Origin of the sequence: Sphingobacterium gobiense (assembly GCF_002980575.1) — a bacterium.
In the GTDB taxonomy this organism is placed as follows: domain Bacteria; phylum Bacteroidota; class Bacteroidia; order Sphingobacteriales; family Sphingobacteriaceae; genus Sphingobacterium; species Sphingobacterium gobiense.
The window spans coordinates 1,880,416-1,901,438 of the sequence record NZ_PVBS01000001.1 but is presented as its reverse complement, the minus strand read 5'-3'; the positions used below and the strand labels follow the sequence as shown (position 1 = coordinate 1,901,438).

Here is a 21,023-nt window from a genome sequence, read left to right as displayed (position 1 = left end):
ACCAGAGACGGGATTAAATTATTTTTAGTCTTCGATGCTTTTGACTTTGCCTTTAGACTTAGCGATTACATCGTCTTGTACGTTACGAGGTGCTTCTGCATAGTGATCAAACTCCATAGTAGAAGTTGCACGACCAGAAGTAATCGTACGCAATTGCGTTACATAACCGAACATCTCCGAAAGCGGAACGTGTGCTTTAATAACTTGTGCGCTACCACGTGAGTCCAAACCTTGCATTTGACCACGGCGACGGTTTAAATCACCCATTACGTCACCCATGTTCTCTTCTGGAGTCAATACCTCTACCTTCATGATAGGCTCCATCAATACAGGAGAACATTTAGGTAGTGCATTACGGTATGCCATCTTAGCAGCCAATTCGAATGATAAAGAATCAGAGTCGACCGCGTGGAACGAACCATCGATCAACCGAACCTTCATGCCCGAAAGGGGGTAACCAGCTAATACACCATTGTTCATGGAGACTTCAAATCCTTTCTGTACCGAAGGGATGTATTCTTTAGGAATAGAACCGCCTACGATTTCATTGACGAACTGAAGCGGTGATTTAGTCGGGTCAAAATCTTCATCAGCGGGCGAAACCACCACTTTTATGTCTGCAAATTTACCGCGACCACCAGATTGTTTTTTGTACACTTCGCGGTGCTCTGTCGTTCCGTTGATAGACTCTTTGTAAGCTACTTGTGGAGCACCTTGGTTAACTTCAACCTTGAATTCGCGTTTTAAACGGTCGATCAAAATGTCCAAGTGAAGCTCACCCATACCAGAGATAACGGTTTGACCTGTCTCATCATCCGATTTAACAACGAATGTAGGATCTTCTTCTGCTAGTTTTCCCAATGCAATACCTAATTTATCGACATCAGCCTGTGTTTTAGGTTCGATCGCCAAACCGATAACAGGTTCAGGGAATACCATAGACTCTAAAACGATAGGGTTCTTTTCGTCACAAAGGGTATCACCTGTTTTGATATCTTTAAAACCAACTACTGCACCGATATCACCAGCGCCGATTTTCTCGATTGGATTTTGTTTGTTCGCGTGCATTTGGAAGATACGGGAGATACGCTCTTTGTTTCCAGAACGGGTGTTCAAAACATAAGAACCAGCATCTAATGTACCGGAGTAAGCACGAACAAAACATAGGCGACCTACGAATGGATCGGTAGCAATTTTAAATCCTAATGCGGCGAAAGGTTCTGCTTCAGAAGGTTTGCGGGAAATTTCCTCTCCGTTACGTGGGTCAGTACCTTTAACGGCTTCCACATCCAATGGCGAAGGCAATAATTCCATTACCAAATTGAGCATTGTCTGTACGCCCTTGTTTTTGAAAGATGAGCCACATACCATTGGTACAATAGCATTGTCTAGTACAGCACTACGTAAAGCGTTAAGGATTTCGCGCTCCGTCAATGAATTCGGATCATCAAAGAACTTCTCCATCAACGACTCGTCATAAGAAGCAACAGCTTCCAATAATTTTTCACGATACTCCGCTACTTCGTCTGCCATATCGTCTGGAATAGGTACTTCGGTAAAGGTCATACCTTTATCTTCTGTGTTCCAAACAATACCGCGGTTGTTAATCAAGTCAACGACACCTTTGAAATCGTCTTCGGCACCGATTGGCAATTGCAATGCAACAGCTTCAGAACCCAACATTTCTTTTACTTGTTTTACCACTTTCAAGAAATCAGCGCCTGAACGGTCCATTTTATTAACGAAGCCGATACGAGGTACTTTGTATCCATCAGCCAGACGCCAGTTTGTTTCTGACTGAGGCTCGACGCCATCAACTGCAGAAAACAAAAATACTAACCCGTCCAATACACGTAATGACCTGTTTACCTCGACCGTAAAGTCTACGTGACCAGGAGTGTCAATAACGTTTACTTGGTACTTCTTGTCGCGGTAGTTCCAGAAGACCGTAGTTGCAGCAGAAGTAATCGTGATACCACGCTCAGCTTCTTGCGCCATCCAGTCCATCGTAGAGGCACCTTCGTGCACTTCTCCGATTTTGTGGTTAACACCAGAGTAGAATAGAATACGCTCTGTTGTTGTTGTTTTACCGGCATCAATGTGAGCAGCGATACCGATGTTTCTTACTAAACTTAAATCTTTTGCCATTTTGTTTTTAAATGAAATTACACAGATCAAAAAAGGATTACACAGATTTCAATCATATCCATCTGTGTAATCCTTTATAGCTGTATAATCAATTTCATGATATTAAAATCTGAAGTGTGAGAACGCTTTGTTTGCTTCCGCCATTTTATGCGTATCTTCTTTCTTCTTCACAGCAGCACCTTCACCTTTAGAAGCAGAGATGATTTCTCCCGCTAGTTTTTCGCGCATGGTTTTTTCACCGCGTTTACGAGAGTAGGAGATTAACCATTTCATACCCAAAGCGATTTTACGCTCTGGACGTACTTCCATCGGAACCTGGAAGTTAGCGCCACCAACACGGCGAGATTTAACCTCTACAGCAGGCATTACGTTATTCAACGCTTTTTTCCAGGTCTCTAGACCGTTCTCTTGTGTTTTTTGTTCTACTATTTCTACTGCATCGTAAAAGATGGAATAAGCGATAGATTTTTTACCGTCTACCATCATGTTGTTTACGAAACGTGTTACCTGAACGTCGTTAAACTTTGGATCAGGTAAAATGATTCTCTTTTTTGGTTTTGATTTTCTCATTTTCTTTCCCTCCGTTTAATTATTTCTTACCTTTTGCCGGAGCTGCAGCTTGTCCTGGTTTAGGACGCTTAGTTCCGTATTTAGAACGACGTTGGTTACGACCATTAACACCAGAAGTGTCCAATGCACCACGAATGATGTGGTAACGAACACCTGGTAAGTCTTTTACACGACCTCCACGGATTAACACGATAGAGTGCTCTTGTAAGTTGTGTCCTTCACCAGGGATATAGGCATTCACCTCTTTACCATTGGTAAGACGTACACGAGCTACTTTACGCATTGCTGAGTTTGGTTTTTTAGGGGTAGTAGTGTATACACGTGTACACACACCTCTTCGCTGTGGACATGAGTCCAACGCTGGAGACTTACTCTTGTCTACCAGAGCTACTCTACCTTTTCTAACTAATTGTTGAATAGTAGGCATTTACCTGTTTTTGTTTTTTAATTCGTTTAAAATTAATTTTTAAGTCTGCAAAGATAGTGATTCCCTTTTGAATAATAAACAGTTACGTATGTAAATTTCAGAAATATATTAAATAGCATCTACCACATCTTCTAACGGGCGACGGAGTTTGGGTTTAACAGTAGGCTGGTTGAAATCAGCGGTGTCTCTACGGCCGATAGCCACAGCAAATAGTGCTGTATACCCATTGTGTCGTAACACCTTGTCGTATTCGTCCGGTTGGATGCCCTCCATGGGTGTCGAATCAATACCCATGCTGGCGCACGCGGCGAGGAAAAAGCCTAATGAAAGATAAACTTGATGCTGCATCCAGTTTTTTATACCCGCTTCGCCCAGTGGTCTTACATGTTGATTATAATAATTTACGGCGCCTTCGGGTAATTTACATAGGTTTTCATTCTCAAATTTTTCTACGCAATCAATCACATTGAATACAACTAAATGGCTTGCTTGATTGATTTTTTCCAGATTATGATAGGATACTGTCGCTAATTCGCTTTTGACTTTCGTGTCGGCAATAATGGTGAATTTCCAGGGTTGGCTGTTGATGGAGGAAGGGCTTAATCGTAGGATTTCTTTTAGCTGTTGAACGGCGTCTTCTGATAGTTTCTCATTCGGGTTGTATTGCTTTGTGCTATACCTATTTTTAGCGATGTCTAAAAAATGCATACTTTGGAATGTTATTAATTGTTATTTTTAGCAAAACTAATTATTTCGTCTTTTGGATGCAGATACTTTATGTTCAAATAATGTAATTTCTATATAACTTTGCTTAATGCTTCAGCTTGTGAAATATAAATGGGAAGATTTCCACGACTATTGCGCTCTAGTCGCGGACGATCATGTCATGAAATACATTACCGGAAAGGGGATGTCAGAAGAGCAAGCAAGAGAAAAATTTACATCCATCATGCAGATTAATGAAGAAGATGATTTGCTGGGATATTTTAAGGTTCTTGATGACGCCGCTGGATTTATCGGAGACTGCAAACTGGTAAGTTATAAATATGACCGTGCTGTATTAGAAATTGGATATCTGCTTCAGCAAATATTTTGGAAAAGGGGTTTTGGTACGAAAATTTGTGAAACGCTTTTGGAACAGGCTGGGGAGATAGCCCCCTGTAAAGATGTGATTGGGATTATAGATCCTGATAATATTGCGTCAAGACGACTTTTAGAAAAATTTGGATTCGAAAGTTATTTTATCGGTGAAGAAGACGGAGTCTCTACAGAAAAGCTTATCCTCCGTAGATAGTCTTTAGGCCATGGCCATGATCCCTATAAAATTGGTCTTCTGGGTATTTTCAAGCGCTACACTTGGAGCAAGTCAAAAAAGTGACCGGTAATTAAACCCTGATCGCTTCTGGACTGTCCTAAAGATAGATATATGTGACAGCAGGTTGAACAAAAAGAAAGGAGAAACCATGAAAAAGTTTACAATAATTGCCTTTGTACTATTTTTTAGTACAGTAACCTTGACCGATATCTTTGCTCAGGGGCGCGGGAACGGAAAAAACTCGCGAAAGGAACGGAAAGAGTATGTGAAGTACATCGAGAAACGACAGAAAGATGCTCGTAAATATGCGAAGAAGCAAGATAAGGCTTATCATAAGTATTACGAGAAACGGGAGAAGGAATACCGTAAATATGTCAAGAATCAGCGCAAGCAATATCGCGATCATGATAGTTGGTATTACGGTGAGCGTTTTCATCATCGCCCGGACTACGTGTATTTTCCGAAGTACCGCACTTATTACGATCCCTACCGTAGGGGCTATATTTATCGTAGGAATAATGCTTGGATATTTGATCACACGATGCCGGGGGTTATGGTTGGGGTCAATCTTGGTCGGTTAAATGTACAATTCATGGCTGATTTACCGCTGTAACAAAAAGCTAAGCGAATAATTCTTAGGGCGCACCACTTAATGTGCGCCCTCTATATATAGTAAAATGTCGTTGCTAGTGCTTACTACGACATGAGCGTAAAATCAATTTGTCTCTTTTCCAAGTCTACTTTCTTAACTTTGATGCGTACTTCGTCACCAAGCTGATATTTCTTTTTCTTCCGTTGACCGATGATGGCATAGTTTTTCTCATCAAGTGTATAGAAATCGTCTGTGATATCGCGTAAGCGTACCATGCCTTCACATTTGTTTTCTTGAATCTCCACATACATGCCCCACTCGGTGACACCCGATACGATGCCCGTATATTCTACACCGATTTGGTCTTCCAGATACTCGGCCTGTTTGTATTTAATAGATGCGCGTTCTGCTTCAGCAGCCTTTTTTTCCATTTGGGAGGAATGCTCCGCCATCTTTTCGTAATGCTCCGCGTTGATTTTTTTTCCACCATCCAGATAAAATTGTAACAAACGATGTACCATCACGTCCGGATAACGACGGATAGGGGAGGTGAAATGCGTGTAATAATCGAAAGCGAGTCCATAGTGGCTGGTGCTTTTGGTCGTATAAATAGCTTTTGCCATCGATCGGATGGCGAGTGTCGTTAACATATTTTGCTCCTTTGTGCCTTCGATCTTTGTCAGAAGTGCATTTAGCGACCGCGCAGCCTCTTTATCCGTTTTAATCGTGAGCTTGTGTCCAAACCGTAAAGCAAACTGGGAAAAAGTGGTCAATGTTTCCAGGTTGGGCGTATCATGGAATCGATAGACGAACGTTAGCTTATTTTTGCCTCTACCTTGCTTACCGATGTATTCGGCAACTTTTCGATTGGCTAGAAGCATGAAATCCTCGATAAGCTTATGTGCGTCTTTCCGCACTTTTGTATAGACGCCCAAGGGTTTTCCTTTTTCATCAAGGTGGAATTTAACCTCCTCACTTTCGAAGCTGATTGCACCGCTCTTAAATTTGCGTTCTCGCAGAATATAGGCGATTTGATTTAGTTTTAAGATTTCGGCTGCATGATCTCCGCTTTGGGTCTCAATAACCTCTTGTGCTTCCTCGTAGCTAAAACGACGATTAGAGTTAATAACGGTGCGTCCAAACCACTGGTTTAATACGTTCGCTTTGTCGTCCATTTCGAATACAGCGGAGAAACATAATTTGTCTTCATGTGGGCGCAACGAACATACACCGTTTGACAGACGTTCGGGAAGCATCGGGATTACCCGATCAACCAGGTATACGGATGTGCCCCGTTCAAAAGCTTCTTTATCTAAAAGGGAATCTGGTTGCACGTAGTGAGAAACGTCAGCGATATGGACGCCGACTTCGTAATTTCCATTATCCAGTGTTTGGAAAGAGATCGCGTCGTCAAAGTCTTTTGCATCGAAAGGATCTATCGTGAACGTGAGGATATCGCGAAAATCACGTCTTTTCTTTATTTCGTCGGCAGGTAATTGCTCTGAGATAGCGTTTGCTTCGGCTTCAACTTGAGGCGGAAAGGACAGCGGAAAGCCAAAGTCCGCGAGAATCGCATTCATCTCTGTGTCGTTCTCGCCTTTTTTACCTAGGATATTTTTTACCTTTCCGATTGGATTTTTGGCATTCTTCGGCCATTCTACAATCGAGACAACAACTTTTTCTCCGTGTTGCGCGCCGTTTAGATTGTCCAGCGGAATGAATATATCGTGGATCATCTTTCGGTCGTCTGGTAGAAAAAATGCATACGATTTGGAGATGTCTATCGTTCCAGTAAAATCTGTTTTTGCCCGTTGGATAATCTCCACTACTTCGCCCTCTCGCTTCCGGCCTTTTCGTCGTTCGTAGACGTGCACCTTTACGATATCATTGTGTAATGCCTGCCTCAGTTTGCGAGGCGCGATATGAATGTCATTTTCAAGTTCATCCTCCGGGACGACATAAGCCGAACCATCGGCTGTCATGTCGACCTTTCCTTGGATGTAGACATTTAACTGGCGCAACTTAAATTTGCCGCGCTCCACTTGCAGGAATTTGCCGGATTTCGATTCGTCAGAAAGAATTTCGGCGATCGCATTTTTTGAGTCGCTTTCGCTAAGGTTAAGTTTGGCAGCTACCTGTTTGTAATTGAGTGGTGTATTATTTGATTTTTCGAATATGTCAACGATAAGATGAGTCAGTACTTCTCTGTAGGCGTTCTCTTTTTTCTGTTTCATGTGTTTAAAATTATTACTTGATGCTTCGCTCTTTATATAGCATCCACCGATAGGAGAGGGATGGTATGAAAATGCGCAAGCGTATTATAGCGATATGCTCTTTATATAAACTAAGATACGTAAAAAATGTTCTTTATATTTATTTAGGATCAAAGCATTTCCTGTCTAATTTCCTTTTCTTATTCTGTTATTTAATTTACCAGTTATAATTTATTGATAATGTATCACTTAAATTTACTTTATGCTAAAAATTATATTGTCTTTAGCTTGTTTTTGATATGATTAGAACGACTTTTCTGAAAAAACGCGATAACAAATATATAATTGATAAACTTATTAAATTATGTATGTGTTTATTTTATCTTTTATAATATATTTATTATAAGTGTATTATGGTGTTATTATTTTGTTTTTTATGTATTTATTTTTTTGTTTTATCAAGCGGGTAATTTACATAAAAAAAGCTTCCTGAATTCAGAAAGCTTTTTTTGTATGCGTGTATATATGTTCGTGTTTAATCTTCTTTTTGGCAGTTTGCACATAATCCCACAGCGTTTATAGCGAGGGAATGGAGGGCGAAATGAGAAGGTAAAGTAATCTTTGGAAGTGACACCTCGTCCAAGCAAAATACGCTATTACATACCGAACAAATGAAGTGGATATGTTGATCGTGATGATGATTTTCGGTGCAGTTAGAAGTGCACATAGCATAAGTTGCTGTACCATTCAAATCGAATATTTTATGGACAATTCCTTTCTCTTCAAAGCTTGATAAGATGCGATATAGTGTTACTCTATCAATATCTTTTCCCACGATTTTTTCTAGGTCAGGCTGTGATATAGCTGCGTCTTTGTGCGTTATCTCTTCTAAAACACGCAATCTTTGGGAGGTCACTTTCAGGCCGTTTTCCCGAAGAAGCTCCATAAATTCCTTGTTTCTTTCTTTTTTTTCATTCGTCATGATAGCCGTAAAGTTACGAATTTTATAGTCTTTTTTACCTCAAAAAGAGTGCAGATCAACCGGATTGGAGACTGATTAAAAAAGCCTCTCCAGATAAAACGGGAGAGGCTTTCATCATGAAATATATTATTTTACTTTCCCGCTGCCTTCGCGTGGTCAGCTAAGAACTGCGCTAAACCGCTATCGGTTAACGGATGCTTTAACAAGGACAGGATAACGGATAATGGTCCTGTCATTACATCAGCTCCAATCTTCGCACAGCCTAATAAGTGTGCACTATGACGTACGGAAGCTGCTAAAATTTCTGTTTTAAAACCGTAGTTGTCATATATATGACGAATTTCTTCGATTAAGCCTAGACCATCTACAGAAATGTCGTCCAATCTACCGATAAATGGAGATACGTACGTTGCTCCCGCCTTGGCGGCCAATAATGCTTGACCAGCAGAAAATACAAGCGTACAATTTGTTTTGATGCCTTTCTGACTAAAATACTTGATAGCTTTAACGCCATCTTTAATCATAGGAACCTTCACAACAATTTTTGGATTTAAGGCAGCCAATGCTTCACCTTCTTTGATGATATTGTCAAAATCTGTAGCGATAACTTCGGCACTTACATCGCCATCTACAATGTCGCAGATAGCTTTATAATGATTAATTACATTTTCTTCCCCGCTGATGCCTTCTTTTGCCATTAAGCTGGGGTTAGTCGTTACGCCATCCAACACGCCAAGATCCTGTGCTTCTTTGATCTGTGCTAAGTTTGCGGTATCGATAAAAAATTTCATGTTTATTAGATTGTTTTATAGTGATTTAAAATATTTTAAAACATAGTATACATAAGTATGTTACAAAAGTAATTATATTATTCTCAATCTGGTTAAGTTTAATCAAAACATTTTTTTGGCCGTTCATGGACATATTTAGATCGCTTTCTTATCCCAATTTTCGGTTACATGTCATAGGTCAGGCGATATCACTTTTGGGCACTTGGATGCAGCGGATAGCCATCAGTTGGATGGTTTATGAAATGACAAATTCCGTATTTTGGCTAGGTTTTGTTCAATTTATTGCTTTGCTTCCTTCGCTGATCCTTTCCCCATTTGTCGGCCCGTTTGTCGATAAGCACAGGAAGTATAAGCTGGTGTTTCTTACGCAGATTGGACTGATGCTACAGGCCGGTATTTTAACACTGGTGGTCGGATTACAATTACAAACTGTCCTTCTGTTATCTGTGTTAGGTTTTATACAGGGAATCATCAATGCGTTTGATGTACTTAGCCGTCAGTCATTAATGATATCGCTGGTAGATAATAAGCGCGATTTGCCTAATGCCATCGCATTAAATTCGTCTATTTTCAATGCTGCGAGAATGGTAGGGCCTGCCATTGGTGGGATTTTATTGACCAGGTACGGTGAGCTAGTCTGCTTTGGTATTAACTTCATCAGTTTTTTACCAGTCATCGTATGCCTTCTGCTGATGCGTGTAAAGGAAGATCGCTCGAAACTTACAAAGGAAAGCCATTCGCGAGCGCTTATTGAAGGATTCAGCTATGTACGGCGTTCTCCACATATCGCATCATTGATTATTATACTGGTGTTTTCGAGCTTATTCGTCATCCCCTATACGTCTTTGTTGCCGGCGGTGGCTAAAGATCTTTTTTCGGGAGATGAATCCACTTTCTCTTGGTTTGAAAGTGCTGCTGGTTTTGGCGCGATGATCGGTGCCATCAATATGGCAAGATTAAAAACAGGTGAAAATCTTCGGTACCGTGTATTGTTTTCTGCCTTTTTAATGGGTATAGCGCTTTGTTTATTAGCATTTGCTCGCTTTCTACCGTTGGCGTTGGTGTTTACCATGATGGTTGCTTTTGCCATGATGATGCAGAATTCTTCCATAAATACATATATCCAGACGCATGTGGTTCCAGGTTATCGTGCTAGGGTGATAGGTTATTATGTAATGGCCTTTCAAGGTGTCGCTCCTATTGGAACGCTATTAGTGGGTGCAATGGCTGAATATATCGGAATCAAGAATACGCTATACTTTATGGGAACAGTAGGTGTTATCGTTGCGCTAAGCTTTTATACCTATCTGCGACTACACATTCATCGAAGACTGTTTAAGAAAAGATAATCGATCTTATTAAAACAGCAGCGACGGTGCTTTATCTTTAAATCGGTAGCCAAGACCTAGCATCAAATAATTTGGTTCGTGAAAATCTTTTAAATTATAACCAATATGCAAGAACGAATTCTTGGTGGTTGCAATCTTAAGCGCGAATGTTTGATAGGAACCTCGGAGATCCACGCCTTTATGTAGCACGTTGCCTCCTAGGCCAATACCGATAGTGAAAATCGGCATGATATATTCAGCTCTCGCCGATAGGCCTAAGGCTAGTTGTTTGTCTATGGATGGTTTAAAAAACTTTTCTTCAAGGACCGCCGAAAAATAGTTTTTTGTGTAAATATTCGCGCTTCCGTCGTATACAGCATCTATCGACAGGCCTGCTCGAAATCTATAGCTTAAATTATACATCGGACCAAAATACATTCCCAAAACAGGGTATTGATGTGGCGAAGGAACCGGTTGTCCGGTGACTTCGACTCCTTTTCGACGCCACGAACCGAAAAAGACCAAATCATAGTGGATATGCTTTGGGTATTGCCTAAACAACGAATCGGGTATTTCGGGATGCTTCCCTGCGACTGGATATCGTTTTCGAAAATCATATAAAACACCTATCTTCAGTCCGATCATGTTAAGGCCCGCATTAGGGAAATTTGTATTGCCATTTGAAAAATGGGTGAAATCTATACCCGTTGCCAGATCTGTATTCCGCGTTAACTTCCATCTCAAATATAGTCCAGCATTTAAATAAGCATTGGTCTTAGAGCCAATCGCGACATTGTAGGTGTTGTACTCAAAATCGTGTGGCTTCCAGCCGGTGGACAAACCAAAATTCCATTCATAATCTAATGCTACATTCGGACTAAGTTGTGTGATATTGGAACGTTGGAAAAGGTACATCGTTTTAGGAGAACCTAATTCCCGTTGATTGCCGAAGCTGTAAAAAGACATACCTATCCCCTGGTAAGTATGGGGATAAATTTGATCTCCCAGTGAGCCATTCGGAAACCGGAAGGCGTATTTCATATGCCCGGATAACGCGTTTCGAATAGGTTTTTGCTGATTGTTAAATCCAGCGTAAAAAGGGACCGTCGGCAATACATAACCGGGGCGAAGTTCTACGCCTAGATGGTGTACAAATCGTCCGGCACCGTTTAGCTTGTGCGCCGTATCAATCGAAAGTGTGTCCCGCGAGAATACGCTTCGTGGGAAAATAATGAGAAAACAGCTGGAGAATAATATATAAATAAATAACGATTTTACACCCCAAAACATAAGCTAATTTCAACTTACTTTACGATCTCGTAAGGTTAAAAGCTGTTTCTGATAATCAATTCGAGCAGCATAAGTAACTAGGATATCTCCTCCCAGCACGCCGATCACGGGGGGGAGGTCCATCTGTTGGTAGGCATAATTAACAGCACTTAAATCTAGTACCGCTGTTATGAATTTCCTTACTTTCCAGCTACCTATTTCGAAAGTTGGTAGTTCTAAGATAAAACTTTCCATGGAATTTGTACCTAATCCCGTCGAAACGATATTGGTATTTTCAATTTTTTCCTCCGGAATACCTGACTGAAGAAGTGTGGTTTTGTCAAGAACAGTTTTTGATGCCCCGGTATCTAGTACCATTTTAAAAGATTGATCAAATAAACAAACATCAATCAATATATGGTAACCTTCGCCTTGTAGTTCCAATATTTCAAACGGAATTTTTTGCATGGGCTAAATATAAAAATAAACCCATGCAAAAAAGAGCCTTAAATGATATTACTATCTTTCAACACTTGGTTCATATTCCTAACAGCATTTGCACTATTTTTAAAAAGTGCTTCTTCTTCTTCTGACAACTCCAAAGGAACGATACGGTCCCAACCCTTTTTATTAATGATAACAGGTACGCCAATATTGATATCTTCTTCGCCATATTCACCTTCTAGGAACACGGATGCTGTAAATAATCTGTTTTGATTGCGTACAATACTTTCTACCATCGCTGCAGCTGCTGCTCCTGGCGCATACCAAGCGGAAGTACCAATCAATGCCGTTAGTGTAGCTCCACCCACCATTGTTTTTTTAACGACGTCGTCTTGTTCTTCCTGTGTTAAGAAACTGCTGACAGGGATACTGTTCCACGTGGCGTGCTGTATGAGGGGAATCATAGTCGTGTCACCATGTCCGCCTATTACAATTGCATTCAGGTCATTCGCCGAAGCTTGTAATTTTTGGGAAATTTGGTATTTAAAACGAGCGGAATCTAGCGCCCCGCCCATACCTATTATTCTGTTTTTAGGAAGACCACTCGATTTTAACGCGAGATACGTCATGGTATCCATTGGGTTAGACACGATAAGGATAACTATGTCAGGAGAATACTTTACTAAATTCTCTACAACAGATTTGACGATGCCAGCGTTAGTTCCTATAAGTTCCTCGCGTGTCATTCCTGGTTTTCTAGGCATACCAGAAGTGATCACCGCAACTGCAGAACCCGCCGTTTGAACGTAGTCATTGGTTACCCCTTTTATGGTAGAATCAAAGCCTAAAAGCGCTGCTGTTTGCATCATATCCTGTGCTTTGCCTTCCGCAACCCCTTCTTTGATATCCAATAGCACAATTTCTTCTGCGATATTTCTTCGTACAAGATTGTCTGCTGTAGTTGAGCCTACAGCTCCTGCTCCAATTACCGTTACTTTTGTCTGCATATTTTTCTATCTTTTTGTTGTTGGTAAAGAATTGATGTTTAGATAAATATACGAAATATTCTTTGAAGTACCTTTTTTACCCCAAAAAAGAGAGAACAAAAAAATACGAGAGACGTTCGCTACTAAAAAGGATACCCAATAGCTAAGTTAAATACCAAGTTATTACGACGCCATTCGCGATCTCTAAAATCAATATATTTGAATACCCAACGGTCTCCCGGATCTCGATAAGGCACACGAACCGGTATTGCAAAATCTGTACGGATAATCAAGAAATCTAGATCAAGACGTAAGCCTAAACCTGCACCCACCGCCAGCTCTTTATAAAAGTCTTTTGTCAATTTTCCGCCAGGTTTGTTTTCATCCGCTCGTTGCAACCATATATTCCCCGCATCTATAAAAGCGGCCCAATGCAGCATACCTGCCAACTGTGCCCGATATTCCGTATTAAGCTCTAGTTTGAAATCGCCAGTCTGATCGGCGAAGAAATTATTTTCACCCAAGTTTTCAGGGTAGGCGGTTCCAGGTCCTACAGCCCGAGCGCGGTAAGCACGTAATCCGTTAGGTCCACCGGAGAAATACTGCTTTAAATAGGGAAGTGAGCGTGAATTTCCATAAGAATGACTGGTGCCCACCATAACTCTAGAAGCGAGTTGGGACGTAGACGACAACTTCATATAATGACGAAAATCTGCTTCGGCTTTGATAAACTGGGCGTACGGCGTTCCGAAGATTTCTTTGGCACCTTCGTCATAATTCGCTCCCTGAATTAATCCCAGTACATTCCCCGATGTATTTAAACCCGTTTTTACATAGAAAGTATGTTTACGTGTAGCGTCCATAGAATTGGTAAAGGTATAGGAATAGTTCGGGCCGAACGAAAACTGTGGATCGACGATATGGCGTAGGGTAGGAACGGTGTCCATTTGTGCTCTATATTCATCCGTAATATTACGGGGTTGTACATAGATAATTTCAGCAACTGCCAAATCGTGTTGCTTTTGGTCATTTTCCTTCCAATTATAGCCGTAATTCATGGTCAGCGAATTCAGGGTATATGCGTTTCGCCGATTCAAAAACTCATAACCAACCTTCGCATACGTTTTGGGGATGTAACGTCTCGATGGCGCCCACTTGTAGGGTGATAACAAACGCGGCCATACAATCCCCACTTCAGTTCCGTAACGTATATACGCGGAATTCAGATTTACATTTCCCCCGGTCTGGGTTTCGTAACCGCCGAACACACTTACAGTAAGTGTCTCGAATCCTTTGAATGCATTTCGAAGCGTCCAATGGGCATTAGCTTCCGTACCATTATACACGGAAGCCGTTTTCGCAATTACCTCAAAACGGATCGACTTTCTCTGCATCGGAGTTAAATGGTAATAAACATCCATCGTGTTGGCTGAATCAGGACTGTCAACAAATGAGTTTTTCACAAATTTAAACGCGTTGAGATTAACAAGATGACTGATCGTCCGGTTGTGTTCCCAGCGTGTATAGGTATCTCCTTTGTTAAAGAAGATATGATTTGCTAATACCTTTTTACGATAGGTATTTTGCGGATCTATAATATAATATTGGTTATCATATAAATATTGTGGCCTTGGTCGGGTTGTTTGGAGGCCTTGCGTTGTCTGCCGATAATTTGGGTAAATGAAAATATTTCCTATCTTTTGGGGTTCTTTCGCTCTCTGCGGTGTTTCAGGTTTAACTTTCAAATACATGTCCACTTGGAAGTTTCCCTTGCTACTATCCACCTCTGCCAATAGATGGTCCGGCGAAAAATAATAGTATCCTTTGTTTTTTAAGTCATTGTCAATGCGGTCTCGCTCGTTGAGAATAACATCTAAATTGTAGTTGCTTCCTACATTTAGCAAGGAATGAGGTTTTGTGCTCAAAATGTCTTTCCCCAATTGCTTGGTTGAATCGACTTCGAAATCGACTTTGGCGATACGATAAATCTTTCCAGGAAAGGCATTATACGTGACCTCTGCCAGTTTGCCATCGATTGTAGTATCTGATGTGACGTAGGCGTTAAAGAAACCGAAGTTCTCCATCCGATTGCGCAAGAGATTTTCGTTGTACTCTCGGTTTACGTCACTGAGTAGCACTGGCTCTTCTCCCTGGTTTCTCAGCCATCTATTGATGGCGCCCGATGACGAATCTGGCCCTCCTCCCATATTGTATAGACCTAACTTGAATCGAACACCCAAGAACTTTTTGTTGGGTTTGGGCCTAAGCATTTCTTCCAAATGTGCTTCAAACGCTTCTTTGCGTTCTTTCGGAATACTATCTTGTGGATGGATGACTACGTGTCCTTTATTGTAAAGCTTTTCATCCTCGGTAAGGTATTTGGTGGGATTACAGCTAATCACGAAGATCATTGCCGTTATGCCCATTGCGACTTGGCGCGAATTAATCATCATATGATCTCCTTTCTTCCTCATCGTCCCGGATGGCGGTTGGTGGCGTGACGGCACCAACCGGTTTATCTGTTCTAGAGCTGTCGGTCCTATTTTCTTGACGTTGCAAACGTTCGTTTTTCTGACGTTCCTCGATGCGTTTACGGAACTCTGGACTATTCTTCATTAAGCTATCACGAATCACTAAGCGTACGCTATCTCGGTAAGCGGAATCGGTTTCCATCCGCTCTATATCAAAGCGACGACGAAAACTCCGGCTATCTGTGTTGTAGTATTGGTCTAAAGCGCTGGAACTCATGAAAAGTTCTTTGAATTTGTCGTAACTCATCGTAATGATAAAACCGATGCCGGTTTCGACGAACTGTCCCTGTAGCGTTGCTTGATATTGATTTTTCCGGTATACACGAGCGAAGTATCGCCCATCTTTCGATAGTTGGTAATCCAGTGAAATATCGCCCGCGATGTTAGATGCTTTTTCTCCTGGGCGTGTATTTCCTTCGACTTCGAAGTTGGAACCTATCGTAATTTTTAAGCGATCATCAAATAACATCTTGGACACGCCTACGTTTAAGTCTGTCCGTGTTTGCGCATTCCCAGTTAGATAATCCTCTTCCGATTGCAGATTGAAATCAAGTTCAACCCCTTTAATAAGATCGGACGCTAAATTATTCAACTGGCTACTCAGGAACGAACTGACGGTGTTCCGTGCCATTGCCTCAGCTCCGCCTCCACCCGAAAGGCTCTCAAATGGATTGGCAGACATGAAGCGCCCTAACGCGATTAGTGAGAACACTTGCTTATTCAACTCCGCAGGATCGTCCCGTATATTGGCCAGAGCAATGTTGACTTTACTTACAACATCTTGTGAAACGATAGCGTTATTCTCGTCCAGATCAATATCAAAGTTAATTTCCGGTTTGAACAGCTCGCCGGTGAGAATAAGCTTTACGTCGAAAGGAATTCGTTGTTTATACAGATTTGGGCTTTCGCCACCAAGTTGAGATTGTACGAGTTCCAAGGTTGGAAAACGGTTTCGGTATATGGCGGTAATATCCATACGGGCATCCAGTGGATCGCCATTCCAAGTAATAGTGCTCCCTTTTTGGAAGAGAAATGGTTTCGAAATCGGTCCCAATGAGAATGTATAATCTCCCTTTTCTACGGTATAGGTGCCTGACATCGTGATTTTGTCACTTGCGTCAATGGTCGCGTTCAACTCTGCCACACCTTGTATGTTGAGTGCATCTTGTGTGCCTTCGTCTAATATAACCTTAAATTTAGCTTCGGCGTCGGTAGAAAGATTGAGGGCGATGTCCATGCCAGACAATTGTGTAGCCGTTGTGATGGAGTCTAATTGGGCAAATACATTTGCACGGGCCGTATCAGAACGATTGACAAATTTGACAACGCCGTCCCGCTGCGCAATACCAGGGTCGTCATTTGGTACGATGAATACAAAATCGGTGTTTTCATTAACCTTAATGTCGCCATCCACACGCGGTTGGTCCAAGTTACCACGTATACGCAGATTCGAGGTCAAATATAGTTTGCCGAAAAATAAATCGTTGTCTTCCCTCGTTGAATTAACCGCGGCAAAGTCGTTCATGGTCAAATTCAGATTGAAGCTAAAGTCCGTATAGGTGGTGGTAGCAATAGAGCCATTTAATAATGTGGAATTACCACGTAAATCTTTGATTTCAAATTTTTTAAACTGAATCCCTTGATTGTTGAAGTGGACGGTTTGGTTGTCCATTAGGAAATCTGCGTTCAACATCGCTACATTCAATTTACCGTTTTGGAACGTGAGCCCACCGTTAATTTTCGGCGCATCGATGGTACCCGTAATTTTTAATTCGCCTACCAAATCGCCTGCACAATCTTCTAAATAACCTAGACTAAATGCCTGTATAGTCGTCATTTTCATCGGTTTTAGCGATAAAGTCGCGTTGAGAGAAGCGTTTCCATCTGGCGGACTTATAAAATCACCTATGAGTTGTACGTCGTTACCATTTCCTTCAATTTTCACGTCAGCAGAAAACGTGTTTTCCTTAATATTATCTACTTTGATTAGTATATTACCAACGGTGTCTTTTCCGAAGAAAAACCTGTCAATGGTCAGATCGGAGACAAATACGGGATTGCTCTCTAGTCTAGATATCGTAGCTGTACCGTTAATGCCTCCTCCCAAATCGAGTATTTCGGATTCCAACATTTGTGTAAATGTTTCGATTCTAAAATTGTTAAACGTCACATCGATAGGTGCGTTTGGTATAGAATCTCGTGATTGCACAAGAAGTTCCTGTCCATTATTCATTAAACGGAAATTGCGTGCATGTACGCCGCTTTCACCAAAACTAATTGTATTCGTGGTGTCTATATGCCAATCTTCATAGTTTAATTTTAATCCATCTTCATGTAAACTGAAAATAAAGTTATTTTCTTCAGCGCGTAAGCCGGCGCCTAAATGATACTGCTCTTTATCTTCCTTATCTTTTATCCACAACCCAAGGTCAACATTGTTTTCCACGACACTACCACTTGCTACAGTATTATTCAATTCGATATCACCCATCTTAATTAGGTGGATGAGTGCTGAATAATATAGCGTGCTATCGAATGTCGTCAAATCGACACCAACATCTTCTATAGTTGTGCCGCCGTATACAATTTTCGGTGCGATCAATTTTGCCATAAAATTTTGTGTAGCACTATTGAATGTACCATCTAAGGTAATATCACGCATCTCTTCTAAGTCCGGAAAGAAATCCCGGATGAAGCGGGAATTATTAATCGTACCACTAAACTCAAAATGCTGTGGGGCATACGAAATGGTGTCTTTTGGTGTGCTATTTGGATTATAGTATATTTGTATGACGTCTTGTACTGCGCTACTCAACGCGGTCAGTTGATATTTCCCAACCATATGTGCCTGAAGAAACTCAGATTTTAGAATCAATGTATTTCTACTGGTGTCCGCTGATGCGACTAAAGATATACTATCTAGTGTATAGCGAGCATCATTATATGCTAGAGAAGAATTGGAGATAACAATCGAGCCGTTTAGGAAATCTGGGTCGGCTGTTTCAAAATCAGCAACAATTTTTCCATGATATCGAAAATCGTCTTCCATCAATTTAAGGTTTTGAAAGTTCACACTATCGATCATGAGTGTTGCCTGTACTTTTGGGTACCTATTGCGCATATCTGCTACAAAATCCATGTTGAACTGTATATTTGGATCAGGACTATTTAACGTACCCATGATATCACCGTCTTTAGCATCTACTTGCAATTGTATATTACGATAAGTATAACCCATAGCATCCAAGTGATTCAAACGACCATCTACGGCCGCGTTCATGTTTTTGGGATCCAGTCCAGTTCCCACTACATTTGCTTCTGCAGATATAATTCCCAAAACAGAATCTTGGCCTAAGATATTTCCGATGTTTAAATTGTCAATGGATACATATGCGTTGTATGTCGTATCTGCATCCATTTGCATGTTACCGTTCACGGTGGCGTTTCCTTTTTCCGTTACGAGACTCATGTTCGCATCGAAGCCAGACATACCTCCTTTGAGTGTTCCCGATAGGCTGATGGCATTTGGAAGCTGTAAGCTGTCGGGCATCAAAGATTTCGCAACTAAGCGTTCTATATCCGCTCTACCGGTTGTAAATTTTTTAAGGTTCAGGTCGATATAGAGTTTCTCAGTATCAGGTAACCCTCTAATGTGTGCACTGGCTACGAGGTGGGTCCGGTCTAATGTTCTAACTTCAATATTGGGTATGGTGAGATTATCCATCTGGCCTCTTACACTGCCGTTGATATAAAAAGAACGAGTCAAAAGCGGCTTCATAGCCTCCATAGTATCCAAATCCGGTACAAAATAGCGAATATCGCCCATATCGAGTGTGGAATTTTTGATGTTAGCTTCCACAAATACTTGGCTCGGATCTTCTGTTGCGGCATCAAGTGACGGATAGGTCAGTTTGATATAATCTCGGATAGTAGTCTTAGGTGTTTGGGCAATGAAATTTTGGATTTCTACGCCCGAATTATGATACACAAAGTCCCCCTGCAACTGTTTAATGGAAAAGCCAGAGTGATCCGCCATCGAAAGGTTTTTTAATGAACCGGAAATAGAATCGCTGGAGTAATAGAGGTCATCAAGCTCCGCCAGAAGATCACTGATTTTAATGTTGAAATAATCGAACCCGTTCATGCGTGGTTCGTTATCGTCTTTAAACCAAACATTAGTTTTATCGATAGTCAACCTGTCGGCAGAAACAACCCAGTTCATGGAATCGTTGTTAGATGTGGTATCTGTTTCTGCCGCTACGATGGGTTTCGACGTTGAATTCCCAAATAATACCTGGGAATCAGACCCGTCTAAATTAATTTCCCCTAAACGTACAATTTCGTTGTTGAGATCTATTTCTTTGATGTCCGCAGTTAGCTGCCGGATGTCAAAGCGGGTATCCATGGCGGTCGATGAATCTTGGTATTCTACGAGAATGTTGCTCAGGTTTAGGTTCTTTATTTCGAGGTCCGGAAGTAGCGAAGATTCTGCGACGGAGGCATCTGTAATACCGAAATCGTCTGCTGAAGGAGCTTCCCCTTCACCTATAGGGGCCCATTGTTTAACCAACGCTGTCAACCCGTCCAATCTGATTGTTGGCATCGAAAATGCCATATTGTTAGTCAAGTCAAACCTTTTTACTTTCGTATCGAAATGCTGCAACCGGACGTCTGCACTCGTTCCGATGATGTCATCGTGATAAACGAAATGGATATGCTCAAAAAGTACGTCATTGATATCGAAAACGAGGGCCGAGGTGGTATCGACGTCGGCAGTGCTTTCGTCTTCTGACATGAATGCTTCAATAATATAGTCAAAGTTAAAGCTACTATCCGGTAGTGTTCTATTAATTTTTGCTGTGATACCCTTTAATTCTAGCTGCTGGACCTCCACCGTGTTTTTCAACAATTTAAACATATTGATATCCACCAACAATTTTTCTCCAGCAATCAACGTGTCCTTAGATTGGTCTTCAAAATAGACGTTTTCCAATACGATTTTCTTTGGAAACGTGATATTAACATAGCCAATATCGACCCGAGTGCCAATCTTGTTTTCCAGATAGTTCGTAACTTTTCCAACTACATAATTTTGAACAGCTGGCATTCGTATAAGAAAAATAATCAATAGCAGAAGGGCAATAATACTGCCAATAACCCATAATATTGTTTTTAAAGCTATTCGTCCGAACCGATTCAAAGTGATTTTCTATTAAGTTTTCTATGACTCTATCCTGTATTCCTCTTTATCAACAAACGCCAAAAGAGTTGAAATGTTTATTACTGCTTATAATTATTGCTAATAATAAGTTACAAACAAAGATAAGGTTTGCGAACTATTGACGATAAAAGAGTTAAAAAAAACGTCAAGAAATAAAGTTAAAAATTTGTTTTTAGGGTGTCATGGAATGAATTTCCAAAATCTTT

15 protein-coding genes are annotated in these 21,023 nt (G+C 41.0%); 3 read left to right on the top strand and 12 right to left on the bottom strand.

Annotation, left to right across the window (positions count from 1 at the left end; all coding sequences use genetic code 11):
- Positions 1 to 24: 24 nt before the first annotated feature.
- The 4 genes from fusA to C5749_RS08430 form a co-directional block, all read right to left on the bottom strand.
- On the bottom strand, positions 25 to 2,148 hold the full coding sequence (gene fusA, locus C5749_RS08445; protein WP_105724789.1) for an elongation factor G: 2,124 nt from the start codon (positions 2,146 to 2,148) through the stop codon (positions 25 to 27).
- A 102-nt stretch (positions 2,149 to 2,250) separates the two neighbouring features.
- The gene (gene rpsG, locus C5749_RS08440) at positions 2,251 to 2,718 is read right to left on the bottom strand and encodes a 30S ribosomal protein S7 (protein ID WP_105724787.1); all 468 of its coding nucleotides are present in this window, start codon (positions 2,716 to 2,718) and stop codon (positions 2,251 to 2,253) included.
- Positions 2,719 to 2,737: 19 nt separating this feature from the next.
- The gene (gene rpsL, locus C5749_RS08435) at positions 2,738 to 3,145 is read right to left on the bottom strand and encodes a 30S ribosomal protein S12 (protein ID WP_105715705.1); all 408 of its coding nucleotides are present in this window, start codon (positions 3,143 to 3,145) and stop codon (positions 2,738 to 2,740) included.
- A 108-nt stretch (positions 3,146 to 3,253) separates the two neighbouring features.
- Entirely contained in the window at positions 3,254 to 3,853 is a 600-nt protein-coding gene (locus C5749_RS08430) for an NAD(P)H-dependent oxidoreductase (protein WP_105724785.1), read from the bottom strand.
- A gap of 106 nt (positions 3,854 to 3,959) precedes the next feature.
- Between C5749_RS08430 and C5749_RS08425 the strand changes: the two genes are divergently transcribed.
- Positions 3,960 to 4,439 carry a GNAT family N-acetyltransferase gene (locus C5749_RS08425; RefSeq protein WP_105724783.1) on the top strand — a complete coding sequence of 160 codons (480 nt, stop codon included), beginning with the start codon at positions 3,960 to 3,962 and terminating at the stop codon, positions 4,437 to 4,439.
- A 169-nt stretch (positions 4,440 to 4,608) separates the two neighbouring features.
- Positions 4,609 to 5,073 (top strand): hypothetical protein, encoded by a 465-nt coding sequence (locus C5749_RS08420; protein ID WP_146113719.1) that lies wholly within the window; start codon positions 4,609 to 4,611, stop codon positions 5,071 to 5,073.
- Between the two features lie 83 nt (positions 5,074 to 5,156).
- On the opposite strand, the gene rnr is transcribed toward C5749_RS08420, so the two are convergent.
- The 3 genes from rnr to fsa form a co-directional block, all read right to left on the bottom strand.
- Positions 5,157 to 7,286 (bottom strand): ribonuclease R, encoded by a 2,130-nt coding sequence (gene rnr, locus C5749_RS08415; protein WP_105724779.1) that lies wholly within the window; start codon positions 7,284 to 7,286, stop codon positions 5,157 to 5,159.
- A gap of 514 nt (positions 7,287 to 7,800) precedes the next feature.
- On the bottom strand, positions 7,801 to 8,247 hold the full coding sequence (locus tag C5749_RS08410) for a Fur family transcriptional regulator (RefSeq protein ID WP_105724778.1): 447 nt from the start codon (positions 8,245 to 8,247) through the stop codon (positions 7,801 to 7,803).
- A 131-nt stretch (positions 8,248 to 8,378) separates the two neighbouring features.
- Positions 8,379 to 9,038 carry a fructose-6-phosphate aldolase gene (gene fsa, locus C5749_RS08405; RefSeq protein ID WP_105724776.1) on the bottom strand — a complete coding sequence of 220 codons (660 nt, stop codon included), beginning with the start codon at positions 9,036 to 9,038 and terminating at the stop codon, positions 8,379 to 8,381.
- Positions 9,039 to 9,163: 125 nt separating this feature from the next.
- Here fsa and C5749_RS08400 point away from each other — a divergent pair, with 125 nt between their 5' ends.
- Positions 9,164 to 10,387, top strand: coding sequence for an MFS transporter (locus C5749_RS08400; protein WP_105724774.1), 1,224 nt, complete (start codon positions 9,164 to 9,166; stop codon positions 10,385 to 10,387).
- Between the two features lie 9 nt (positions 10,388 to 10,396).
- On the opposite strand, the gene C5749_RS08395 is transcribed toward C5749_RS08400, so the two are convergent.
- The 5 genes from C5749_RS08395 to C5749_RS08375 all read right to left on the bottom strand — a co-directional run bounded on the left by C5749_RS08395 (position 10,397) and on the right by C5749_RS08375 (position 20,703).
- Positions 10,397 to 11,656 carry an acyloxyacyl hydrolase gene (locus C5749_RS08395; protein ID WP_105724772.1) on the bottom strand — a complete coding sequence of 420 codons (1,260 nt, stop codon included), beginning with the start codon at positions 11,654 to 11,656 and terminating at the stop codon, positions 10,397 to 10,399.
- 9 nt (positions 11,657 to 11,665) lie between these two features.
- Positions 11,666 to 12,103 carry a retropepsin-like aspartic protease gene (locus tag C5749_RS08390; RefSeq protein ID WP_105724770.1) on the bottom strand — a complete coding sequence of 146 codons (438 nt, stop codon included), beginning with the start codon at positions 12,101 to 12,103 and terminating at the stop codon, positions 11,666 to 11,668.
- Positions 12,104 to 12,141: 38 nt separating this feature from the next.
- A complete protein-coding gene (locus C5749_RS08385; RefSeq protein WP_105724768.1) occupies positions 12,142 to 13,086 on the bottom strand; it encodes a malate dehydrogenase in 945 nt (314 codons plus the stop codon).
- Positions 13,087 to 13,208: 122 nt separating this feature from the next.
- The gene (tamL, locus tag C5749_RS08380; protein ID WP_245893662.1) at positions 13,209 to 15,518 is read right to left on the bottom strand and encodes a translocation and assembly module lipoprotein TamL; all 2,310 of its coding nucleotides are present in this window, start codon (positions 15,516 to 15,518) and stop codon (positions 13,209 to 13,211) included.
- Positions 15,508 to 20,703, bottom strand: a complete 5,196-nt coding sequence (locus C5749_RS08375; RefSeq protein ID WP_245893661.1) for a translocation/assembly module TamB domain-containing protein — start codon at positions 20,701 to 20,703, stop codon at positions 15,508 to 15,510. Before C5749_RS08375 ends, tamL begins: the two co-directional genes overlap by 11 nt.
- Positions 20,704 to 21,023: the final 320 nt, after the last annotated feature.

Bases quoted from the DNA above. Each gene is read 5' to 3' on its own strand.
- fusA (WP_105724789.1), bottom strand. From the start codon at position 2,148: ATGGCAAAAGATTTAAGTTTAGTAAGAAACATCGGTATCGCTGCTCAC.
- rpsG (WP_105724787.1), bottom strand. From the start codon at position 2,718: ATGAGAAAATCAAAACCAAAAAAGAGAATCATTTTACCTGATCCAAAG.
- rpsL (WP_105715705.1), bottom strand. From the start codon at position 3,145: ATGCCTACTATTCAACAATTAGTTAGAAAAGGTAGAGTAGCTCTGGTA.
- C5749_RS08430 (WP_105724785.1), bottom strand. From the start codon at position 3,853: ATGCATTTTTTAGACATCGCTAAAAATAGGTATAGCACAAAGCAATAC.
- C5749_RS08425 (WP_105724783.1), top strand. From the start codon at position 3,960: ATGCTTCAGCTTGTGAAATATAAATGGGAAGATTTCCACGACTATTGC.
- C5749_RS08420 (WP_146113719.1), top strand. From the start codon at position 4,609: ATGAAAAAGTTTACAATAATTGCCTTTGTACTATTTTTTAGTACAGTA.
- rnr (WP_105724779.1), bottom strand. From the start codon at position 7,286: ATGAAACAGAAAAAAGAGAACGCCTACAGAGAAGTACTGACTCATCTT.
- C5749_RS08410 (WP_105724778.1), bottom strand. From the start codon at position 8,247: ATGACGAATGAAAAAAAAGAAAGAAACAAGGAATTTATGGAGCTTCTT.
- fsa (WP_105724776.1), bottom strand. From the start codon at position 9,038: ATGAAATTTTTTATCGATACCGCAAACTTAGCACAGATCAAAGAAGCA.
- C5749_RS08400 (WP_105724774.1), top strand. From the start codon at position 9,164: ATGGACATATTTAGATCGCTTTCTTATCCCAATTTTCGGTTACATGTC.
- C5749_RS08395 (WP_105724772.1), bottom strand. From the start codon at position 11,656: ATGTTTTGGGGTGTAAAATCGTTATTTATTTATATATTATTCTCCAGC.
- C5749_RS08390 (WP_105724770.1), bottom strand. From the start codon at position 12,103: ATGCAAAAAATTCCGTTTGAAATATTGGAACTACAAGGCGAAGGTTAC.
- C5749_RS08385 (WP_105724768.1), bottom strand. From the start codon at position 13,086: ATGCAGACAAAAGTAACGGTAATTGGAGCAGGAGCTGTAGGCTCAACT.
- tamL (WP_245893662.1), bottom strand. From the start codon at position 15,518: ATGATGATTAATTCGCGCCAAGTCGCAATGGGCATAACGGCAATGATC.
- C5749_RS08375 (WP_245893661.1), bottom strand. From the start codon at position 20,703: ATGCCAGCTGTTCAAAATTATGTAGTTGGAAAAGTTACGAACTATCTG.